Genomic DNA, 10,534 nt, shown 5'->3' on the forward strand with positions numbered 1-10,534 from the left:
AGTATTCTCAATAAGAGATAATGCAAGTTATGAAACAGTAGAAAACTCAATCTTCAAAACAACAAATAACAATGGAAGTAGTACATTAGTACTTGCATGGGCAAACAACTGTACACTTATAAATAACACAATAACAGGTACAGGTAATGTGGGAAATCTCATATATCTTACAACATACAATGTACAAGGACAATCATATACTGATATTACATTAAATAGAGGAAACAGAATTATAAACAACACTGTAAGAGGACCTGTTAACTCTGGTTTATGTTATGGTATTACCTTAAGTGGTGGAGATAACTTTGTAGAAAATAATACAATATATCATCAAGGACAAGGTATCACAACACAATGGATGAGTACAAGCAGTATAGACTGGACTATTGGAGATAACTATGATAGATACACAGGAAACACATATAAAAACAACAAATTATACAATGGATCAAGTTTCACAGCATCATTAAACAGTACAATAGAAAACAATACTTGTAGTGGAACTGTAATCTCTGGAGTAAACAGTACATTAAAAAACAATGCCTTTACAGGAGTTGTGAGTTTACAATCTGGTTCAAATGCAACTGAAAATACTATAACAACCCTAAAAGCATTAGGTAATAATACAATCATTGGAAACAATATTACATTACTTAATATTACAGGTTCAAACGTAGCAATGATAAACAACACGGGAGATAGTTTATATGTAAAAAGTGGATTAACAAATATAACCTCATGTAATGATGATTTTATATTTGTAGAAAATAACCCAAGCATTACTCCATGTAATCACACACATGATACTAATATCAGAAAAAGTAAATCTTTAAAACGTGACGATATTGAATGGTTTGAGGTAACAATTACTAAAGATAATTATTTAGACTATATTCAGTATGAAACAGCGCTTAAAATTTCAATTTTCCTAAAACATCCATATAGTAGAATTTATATAGAAAGTTTACCTACACCTGGATTATATTTGGGAATGGCTAGTAAAAGAATGGCAGGTTATGTGTATGAAATTATTGGAATAAATAATTGTACTTTGAATAATTTCCAAATAAATATAGCTAATAGTATTAACAGTAATATTACTATAGCTAATATGACATTGACTTATAATACTATGTTTGATGATGCATCAAAAATGCTTGCAATAAGTTCTAGAAAAAATTCTAATGTTCTTTTAGAAAATATAACTATTAAAGCAGAATATGAAGATAGTGTTGATAGTGATATTTGTCCAATAAATAGAATATGTGATGATGAAACTAAGGTTACAATAAATAATTGTAATATTACACTAAATGTTAATGAATTTAATAATCCTGCTGAATATACTATATCAGCCATCAACTTGCAAAACAGTAATAATATAATAAGTAACTGTAATATTAATGCAAGTGTACCATCAAATCAAATTAACTGGGATAAGACCAATCATCCTGCAAGTATGGTTATATACGGCCGAGGTTCAAATACAACTTTAAAAAATAATAACATTACAATAACAGAATCACAAGCTCTAGATGACCGCTTTAATACATTATATGGAATTCTTTTATCAAGTAACAATACAGTTGTTAATAATACAATTAATATAACTGGAACAGAATATCTTTATTCAATTCAAGTAAGAGGATCTAATAACAATATTTCAAATAACAACATTAATTTAACTTCACGTAATTACCTCTCTGGTATTATGATAGAAGGTGTTGGTATGAGTAATAACACCATAGCAAATAATAACATCATATTCAATGGTGGTAACAGATCAGGTGATCCTAGTACACATGCTGAAGATTCAGTATATGGTATAAGTATACAGAACTTTGGATATGGAGGTTCTGATTATATACCAGGTTCAGGTAATGTAACAAATAATAAAGTTATTAACAATACAATTACAGGTACTGGATATAATGTATATGCATTTGAACAGTTTGGTGGAGATAACACAACAGTAGTAAATAACACAATCAATTTAACAGCCCATACACCAATGGCTATTGGTATTATTGGAGCATACTCAAATGTAACAGGAAACAACATCATAGTAGATGGTGCAGATAATGCTACATACTCCTCAGCAGACTATCTTAAACCAAGAACAACAGGTATATACTTTGCATATGGACAAGAAAACAATGCAATTAACAATACAATAAACAGCCAAAACAATGCAGGAATAATCATAGACCGTGAAACAAGCGATATAATAAGATATAACACAGTAAAATCATTAAACAACACATATGCAGTAACAGTAACTGGAAATAATCATCAAGTAACAGATAATAGTTTAGTTGCTAAAGAATTATCTGGTGATAATTCAGTACTAGCTACTGGTGAAAATAACACAATTAAAGATAATACTGGAAAAAATATTGAATATGTAAATATCAATGTAGATTCAGCTATTATTGGTACAGTTAACACTCCTATTGCCGTAGTTGTTAATGTTACAACAACTGACGGTTCTAAAGTAGGGGAAGGATTTGTTAGATTAACTGATAATAAAGGTAATATTATTGCTGGAGCAACAGTAGTTGATGGTAGTGCTACAATATACACCACATTTACAACAGCTCGTGCAAGAAACATACAAGTAGATTATGTTGGAACAGATACTTATGCTCCACAAACAGCTACTACCATGATTATTGTTAACAAAGCAAGTGGTAAAGATATGCTTTTCACATTAAATCCAGTAACTGCTAAAATTAATGATACAATATCAATATCTGCTACATTAACAAATATAAATGGTACTGCTATTAATGGTGGAGTTGTAATCTTCAAAGTAAATGGTAGAACATTAAGAGATAATGATGGTAACATAATTTATGCTAAAGTAGTAGATGGTGTAGCTATGATAGATAATTTCATAGTACCAAAAGGATGGGCAAAATCAAGTATTACATTCACTGCTAAATATGGTGGAAATAATGAATATAGCTCTATTATGACAAATGCTACTATGAATATTACAAAATCTGTTGCTAAAGTAGAAATTACATCTAATACAAATGTAGTAGCAGGAAAACCAGCAACATTCTCAGTAAAAGTTACAAGTGATGATAAACCAGTAAATGGTGGAACTGTAATATTTAAAATTAATGGTAAAACATTAAGAGATACTGATGGTAATATTATACAAGCTAATGTTGTAGATGGAGTTGCAACAATCAACTACACAATACCACAAAACATGGCTGCAAAAGAATATAACTTCACATGTGTATTTGGAAACTCATTATATGAACGTAGTGATGTTAACAGTACACTTACTGTTGTTGAAGAAAATTTTATTTAAATTTCTTTAGCCATGATGAGAGAATAGTTTTATCTATTTCTCTCAAATTTTTTAAAAAAATGTTTATTATAGAAATCTTATTTTTTAGAAATTCATATCTATTTTACCTATACAATCATTTTTCATACCCCTTTTATTAATACTTGTTTTATTTAAAAATTTTATATTAACAATTCAATATATATTATAAATAATTAAGATTATGGTCTGGCTTTAAATAGATTAAAAGAAGATGATTTATTATGAGTTTAGAAATTATAGGTGTGGAGAATTTTCCAATTATTGAAGAAAATGATGATTTAGCTAGAATAATATGTGATACACTTAATTATAATAATATTAAGTTAGAAGATGATGATGTTTTAGTTCTTGCAGAGACTGTTGTATCTAAAGCTGAAGGAAATTATGTTAAGATTGAGGATGTTGTTGTTTCAGATAAAGCAAAAGACATTTCTTTAAAATCAGGAAAAGATGCTAAACAATGTCAAATTATTCTTGATAATACTAAAAAAATTATTAGATGTCAAACTGGACTTATTATAACAGAAACCCCTCATGGTTTTATCTGTGCTAATTCTGGAATTGATAATAGTAACTGTAGAGAAGGTTATGTTACACCCCTTCCAGTGGATGCTGATAGAAGTGCAAGATGTATAAAAAAATATCTTGATGAAGTCTTTGATGTGGATGTTAGTGTTATTATCTCTGATACACAGGGCAGACCATGGCGTGTTGGTGCTGTTGGTGTTGCTATTGGTATCAGTGGTATTCATCCTTGTACTGATTTTAGAGGAAGTAGCGATTTGTATGGTCAAGAATTGATGAGTACAATTGAAGGTACTGCTGATGAACTTGCTAGTGCTGCATCCTTAGTTATGGGTCAATCTGATAATGGTATTTGTCTTGTTTTAATTAGAGGTTATGATAATTCCTTAGTAAAATGCGCTATTGATGAGGCAAGTATTATTGAATCTATTCGCGATGAAGAAACTGATGTGTTTAGGTAGTGTTACTATGATTACTGTTTTATCTGGCGGAACTGGTACTCCTAAATTATTACAAGGTATTAAAGAAATTATTAAAGCCAAAGACTTAACTGTTATTGTAAATACTTTGGAAAATAATTATTTTTCTGGAGTTTATGTTAGTGCTGATGTTGATACTGTTATGTACACATTGTGTGATTTAATTAATGACAAAACATGGTATGGACGTGTTGATGATACATTTTATACACATGAAGTATTAGAAGAATTAGGTTTTCATGAAACACTTCGTATTGGTGATAAAGACAGGGCATTAAAAATACAGAAGACTGAATTACTCAAAGAATATTCATTACAAGATGTTGTTAAAATACAGAAGAATGCTCTTGGTATTGAATCTACCATTTTACCAATGAGCAATACACAACCCCATGTTACTATTGACACTGATGAGGGTATGCTGTCATTTCATGACTTTCTAATTACACGCCAATCAAAACCTCATGTAAATGATGTTATATATTCTCCTGTTGAAGCTGCTGATGGTGTTATTGAATCTATTGAAAATAGTGATACTGTAATAATTGGACCTTCAAATCCTATAACATCCATTAATCCAATAATCAATATGCCTGGTGTGAAAAAAGCTTTGAAAAATGTTTATGTTACAAGTGTATCTCCATTTATAAGTAATAATGCTATTAGTGGTCCTGCTAGTAAATTTATGATGGCAAAAGGATACAGTAATGATTGTGTTGGAGTAGCTTCAATTTATAAAGATTTTCTTAATCATTATATAATAAATAATACAGATGACAAATATAAACATATTATAGAAAATGAAATACCTAAAGTATCATTAGAGAATATAATTTTAAAAACAATGGAAGATAAAATCAAACTAGCAAAAATGATACTTGAATAAATAATTATAATTTAAATTCATATATTGAAGTAAAAAATTGGAGAAAATTTTTTTAAAGAATAATAAAAGTGATTGAATGATACAAGTTACATTAATACAAATAGATAATTATGGGCCTTGGACAGTTACACCAGGACCAAGAGCAGAACCAGATTTACAAACATTACAATCAAGATTATATGGAGATTTAGAACGCGAATTTGGTGCACATGGAGCAATAGTATTTTTTAATAGATTTGATAATCTTATTGCAATAAGTAATGGTATGGATTATGATGATCATCTACTTATTCAACAATCTATAAGAAATAGATATCCTATCACTATAAGTATGGGGGTAGGTACAGCAGATACTGCATATGAAGCTCAAAAAATCGCTACTAAGATGATTCAAAATGGTGGTGGAGCTCAAAGTGCTAATAGATGTGAAGTTTTAAATATTGATTCATTAGCAGATGATGATAATAGTCTTGTCCAAATTGCCCATATTGATATTAATGATATAACAAATACATTAACTGATATTGAAACTGCCTTTGATACATCTATAAAGGTATATGAAGTACTTCTTGCATTGATGGATGAACTTGCAAAAATTGGAGGTATGTGTTTTTTCATAGGTGGAGATAATTATATGGCTCCTACTAATGGAATATCTAAAGATCAATTACGAGAGGCTCTAAAAGTTGTTGATAAAAAAACTGGTGTTACCTTAAAAGCAGGAATTGGTGTTGCAAAACAGGCAGGACGTGCTGCTGATTTAGCAGACATTGGATTAGAGGATATTAGAGCAGAACTTGTAGATGATTCTGTCTTGTTATTTAATGATTTAGATGAATATTAATAACCATCCTTTTTTTTATTTTTATGAAAACTATTTTTTATTAAAATTATACTAAAATAAATGTTTATGTGAGAGGTTATTATTATGAATGTATTATCTGCTATGGCTGGAATCTGTGATGGTGAGTTTTGTAAGAAATTTACTAAAGAAAATATTGATATTATAACTTTAGGTGGATATAATTCAGATTTAGAAACAGATACTGCAGGTATTGAAAACACAAAAAATAATAGGCAAGAATTTATAATTAAACCCACTGAATTATCTTCCCACATATCAAAACAAGTAGAAATAATCAGAAACTACAATCCATCATGGCAAGGTTTAATTAGTGTTAATTTAAGAGGTATAAAACCAGAATCATTTAGAGTAGTTAAGAACAACAAAAATATTGATATTTTAGAAATAAATGCTCATTGTAGACAAGAGGCTGTTGTAAAAGCAGGTGCTGGAGAAGGTCTTCTTAAGGATAAGAAGAGACTAAGTCAAGTATTAGATGAGGTTTCATCGTATGATATGGATGTTAGTGTGAAGATACGTGCAAATGTATGTGGTGTTGATACTTTAGAAATCACTAAATTAATAGAATCATATAATATAGACTATATTCACTTAGATGCTACAAATCCTGGAATTATGGAAGCTGATTATGAAATTATAGAAGAAGTTAGTAACAACACAGAGATACATTTAATTGGAAATAATAGTGTTACAACACATGATGATTATATGAAAATGATAAATAGTGGAGCTGATAGTGTTTCTGTTGCAAGAGCTGCACTTAATGGAAATATCCAAGATATTTTTTATTAAATATGAAAAATTAATTATTTATGAAAACCATAAGTATTATTAATATAAAATAATTATACTAAGAAAATATCTTTTTAAATAATAATTAAATGTAATAATTAAAAGTAAGGAGTGATTATAATGGGATGGGATGATGCACCAGCTCATGTATGTAGAGGAGGAGATATAAGAGGATTGGCATTTTGTTGTCCTCCAGTTAAACCTTGTCCTGTACATACTAAACTAGCAGAGGTAGGTTTAAGTCCTCAGGAATTTGTGAATATTAAGGAAGAATTTGGTAAAAAAACAGAGTTAGGTAAAGGTACTGGAACATGTTTTGGATCTTTAATCTGGTGTTGTAAAGCTTCAAAACCATGTCCACTAAGGGATTCTGTACTTCAATCAATAGGTATGTCACATGATACCTATATGACATTAAAAAAGGAATTGGCCAACGAGATTGTTAAACATTCAAATGTTAATGAAATAACATATTCTGATAAAGACATAAGTACTCTTGCTGAAACATTTAATATTACCATTGATGAAGCAAGAAATGCTTTAACTGAAGCTGGTAATGATTTAAAAACAGCAATTAAAAATCTTAGATTAAAAAGTTTATAATTCTATAAACTTTCTATTTATTACTATTTTTTTATGAATCCTTGAAGGTATTGTATTATGACAGTTACATCATTGTTTTTAGATATGGAAGAGAAAAATGTGTTAATTGTAGGTACTGGCCAAGTTGGTATTAGAAGAGCACGTCGATTTTTAGATGCTGGTGCTTATGTTTCTATTATAACACATGGAATTGATTATGATATAAAAGAGGAATTTATAAATAAGGGCGCTGTATTCTATAGTGATAATGCTTTAGATGAATTAATTAAAAAATGTGATTTAGTAGTTGTTGCTACTGATAATATGGAATTAAACAGGGAAATTTCTCTTAAAGCTCATGATAAATTAGTAAATTGTGCTAGTGATATTTCTTTAAGTAATGTTATTGTTCCATCAACATTTAATATTGGTTCTGTTACTATTTCATTATATACTAATTCAAAAAGTCCTCTTATGGCCAAACAGTTACGTAAAAAGATACAGAGTATTATAACTGAAACTGATATTTTATTTATAGAATTACAAGAGTATGTTAGATATCTACTAAAAAAACATGTTTCATCACAGGATGATAGAAAAGAATTTATGATACATGTTAATGAAGATGAAATTGTGCAGAAATTAATTGAAGAAGGAAAATTAGATGAGGCTAAAAAATATGTTAAATGCCTCATAGAAAAGATAAACTAAATTTTAATATAAATATTAGTATTATTAAGTAAATAAATAGTATAAGTAATTAATATATGGTAATGAAATTAGATAAATGTATTTTAATTAAATATGAGTATGTGAAGCTTATTTGAATGATACATTGAAATAAAAATCTAATAAGGGGATTGTGAATGTTAGTTAATATTCGTATAGATTTTAAAATAGCAGATATAGAAACAATGGAAAAATCATATGCTAAACTAGATATGATAAACGCTGAATTACATGAGAAATTAGATATTTTAGAAGAAGTTACACTAAAAACATGTAATAGATATGAAATTTATCTTCTAATTGATGAAGAAGTTAATATTCCCACAACTACTTTTATTGTTGAAAAGAATGATATGGCTATAAATCATTTGTTAAGATTAGCCTCTGGACTTGAATCAATGATTATGGGTGAAGATCAAATATTAGGACAAATAAAAACTGCCCGTAAAAATGCCATAAAAAATAAGACTATTGGCCCAAAGCTTGAGAAGGTTTTTACAAAGGCTATACATGTTGGTCAGACCATACGTAAAAATACCCATATAAATGAAGGTGGTGTATCTGTAGGTAGTGGTGCTGTAGAACTTATTGAAGAAAAGTATGGTTCATTGAAAGGAAAAAATGTTCTTATAATTGGTGCTGGAGAAATGGGTACTGTTGTTTCTAAGGCTTTGCTTGAAAAAGAAACAAATACAATAGTTGTTGCTAATAGAACATATGATAAGGCAAGACAGTTAGCTCAAGAATTAGATGGTGAAGCTATAAAATTTGATGAAATGAATAATGAACTTGTAAATATTGATATTGTAATTAGTTCTACTGGTGCTCCTCATAGTATAATAAGTAAAGAACGTATAGCATTTTTACCTGAAGAACATTTACATGACATGATTATGTTAGATTTAGCTAACCCTCATGATATTGAAAATGATGTTCAGGAATTAGGTGTTAAATTATATAACCTTGATGATTTAAGATATGTTACTGATAAAAATAAGGAACGTCGTAACAAGGAAGCTATTAAGGCTGAGGCTATTATTGAAGATGAAACCCTTCTTCTTAAAGAATCTTTAAAACAAATGGAAATAACTCCGATTTTATCTTCATTAAATATTGAAGCTGAAAAAATTAGAAAACAAGAACTTGATAAAACATTACACATGCTTGATTTAGATAAAAAATCATCTAAAAAGGTAGATTATTTAACAAGAAGTATTACTGATAAACTATTATATAATATAATTAACAATTTAAAAGAAGCAGCTGCTAATAATGATAAAGACACTATTAGAAATGCTAAAAAAATACTCCTTGAATATAACTAACCAATAGGATTTCCCTATTTCTTTTTTTAAAAATATTTGAAAAAATATTATTAAATTTAATGCATGTCTGATAGTTGTTTTCCACCCACTCCAACATTATCCATTGGATTTTCATATATAGATATGGTTATTGCTTGTTCTGGCAAGTTATAACATTCTGATGCTACTTTTGTTATTTTTTCAATTAATTCCTTTTTTTGTTCTTTACTTGCTTTAGGTCCTTCTATTGTTATTATTGGCATTATATCACCTTATGTTCATTTTATAAAATATCTTAGTTTTAATATATATAGTTAAATATTTGTTAATATATAACATTAATGATTTAGAAAAAATAATAGTAAAACATAATACTTATTAAATAATATAATAATAATTATATTCTCAAAAAGAGTAATAATTATAGAAGGAATGAATATGTACAAAAAAATATTATTACCTACAGATGGTTCAAAAAATTCAGAAAAAGCTATTGAACATGCATTACGTATAGCTGAACTTGAAGATTCAGAAATTATTATACTCAATGTAGTTGATAGTGTTTATTTAACAGGACTTCCAGAGGAAGATTTAATTACTAAATCTGAACTTATCTTAGAAGAGGAAAGTCAAAAAATAATCAACCATGTGAAATCCATTATTGAAAATATGGAAGAAGAAAAAGGATTTAAAATAGATCATGTTAAATTAACACCTAGAACAGAAGAAGGTAATGCAGCAGATGTTATCTTAAAATTATCTGAAAAAGAAGATGTTGATTTAATTGTTATAGCAAGTAGTGGTAAACACATGCTTGACAGATTTTTATTAGGTAGTGTGACTGAGAAAACTGTAAGACATTCAACAGTCCCTATTCTTGTCATTCCAAATAAATAATTAGAATGAATTTCTTTTTTTTATTTTTTTTAGATTATAATTATTATAACTTAGATACTTATTAGTTATAACTTAGTTTATTAATAATATATAAGTTTTTAGAAATAAGTTATAATTAACTAAAGTATA

The 10,534-nt window shown here is 28.2% G+C and carries 10 protein-coding genes; 9 read left to right on the top strand and 1 reads right to left on the bottom strand.

Annotated features, from left to right (window positions below; genetic code table 11):
• From A9758_RS07575 to hemA, 8 genes are all read left to right on the top strand, one after another.
• Nucleotides 1-3,325: Ig-like domain-containing protein (locus tag A9758_RS07575; protein WP_158005518.1), on the top strand; the 3,325-nt coding region annotated here is incomplete at its 5' end.
• Between the two features lie 242 nt (nucleotides 3,326-3,567).
• Nucleotides 3,568-4,332, top strand: coding sequence for a coenzyme F420-0:L-glutamate ligase (locus A9758_RS04475; protein ID WP_011406972.1), 765 nt, complete (start codon nucleotides 3,568-3,570; stop codon nucleotides 4,330-4,332).
• A gap of 7 nt (nucleotides 4,333-4,339) precedes the next feature.
• The gene (gene cofD / locus A9758_RS04480; protein WP_011406973.1) at nucleotides 4,340-5,236 is read left to right on the top strand and encodes a 2-phospho-L-lactate transferase; all 897 of its coding nucleotides are present in this window, start codon (nucleotides 4,340-4,342) and stop codon (nucleotides 5,234-5,236) included.
• Nucleotides 5,237-5,312: 76 nt separating this feature from the next.
• The gene (locus tag A9758_RS04485) at nucleotides 5,313-6,080 is read left to right on the top strand and encodes a GTP cyclohydrolase III (RefSeq protein ID WP_011406974.1); all 768 of its coding nucleotides are present in this window, start codon (nucleotides 5,313-5,315) and stop codon (nucleotides 6,078-6,080) included.
• An 84-nt stretch (nucleotides 6,081-6,164) separates the two neighbouring features.
• Entirely contained in the window at nucleotides 6,165-6,893 is a 729-nt protein-coding gene (locus A9758_RS04490) for a tRNA-dihydrouridine synthase (protein ID WP_011406975.1), read from the top strand.
• Nucleotides 6,894-7,013: 120 nt separating this feature from the next.
• A complete protein-coding gene (locus A9758_RS04495; protein ID WP_011406976.1) occupies nucleotides 7,014-7,496 on the top strand; it encodes a methanogenesis marker 9 domain-containing protein in 483 nt (160 codons plus the stop codon).
• 57 nt (nucleotides 7,497-7,553) lie between these two features.
• Entirely contained in the window at nucleotides 7,554-8,186 is a 633-nt protein-coding gene (locus A9758_RS04500) for a bifunctional precorrin-2 dehydrogenase/sirohydrochlorin ferrochelatase (RefSeq protein WP_011406977.1), read from the top strand.
• 155 nt (nucleotides 8,187-8,341) lie between these two features.
• Complete coding sequence (gene hemA, locus A9758_RS04505; RefSeq protein WP_011406978.1) at nucleotides 8,342-9,529, top strand: glutamyl-tRNA reductase; 1,188 nt, start codon at nucleotides 8,342-8,344, stop codon at nucleotides 9,527-9,529.
• 56 nt (nucleotides 9,530-9,585) lie between these two features.
• Here hemA and dmpI read toward each other — a convergent pair whose 3' ends face one another.
• Nucleotides 9,586-9,771 carry a 4-oxalocrotonate tautomerase DmpI gene (gene dmpI, locus A9758_RS04510; RefSeq protein ID WP_011406979.1) on the bottom strand — a complete coding sequence of 62 codons (186 nt, stop codon included), beginning with the start codon at nucleotides 9,769-9,771 and terminating at the stop codon, nucleotides 9,586-9,588.
• A gap of 175 nt (nucleotides 9,772-9,946) precedes the next feature.
• Between dmpI and A9758_RS04515 the strand changes: the two genes are divergently transcribed.
• Nucleotides 9,947-10,405, top strand: coding sequence for a universal stress protein (locus tag A9758_RS04515; protein ID WP_011406980.1), 459 nt, complete (start codon nucleotides 9,947-9,949; stop codon nucleotides 10,403-10,405).
• Nucleotides 10,406-10,534: the final 129 nt, after the last annotated feature.

The sequence above is a fragment of the Methanosphaera sp. A6 genome (assembly GCF_001729395.1).
Lineage (GTDB): Archaea > Methanobacteriota > Methanobacteria > Methanobacteriales > Methanobacteriaceae > Methanosphaera > Methanosphaera stadtmanae.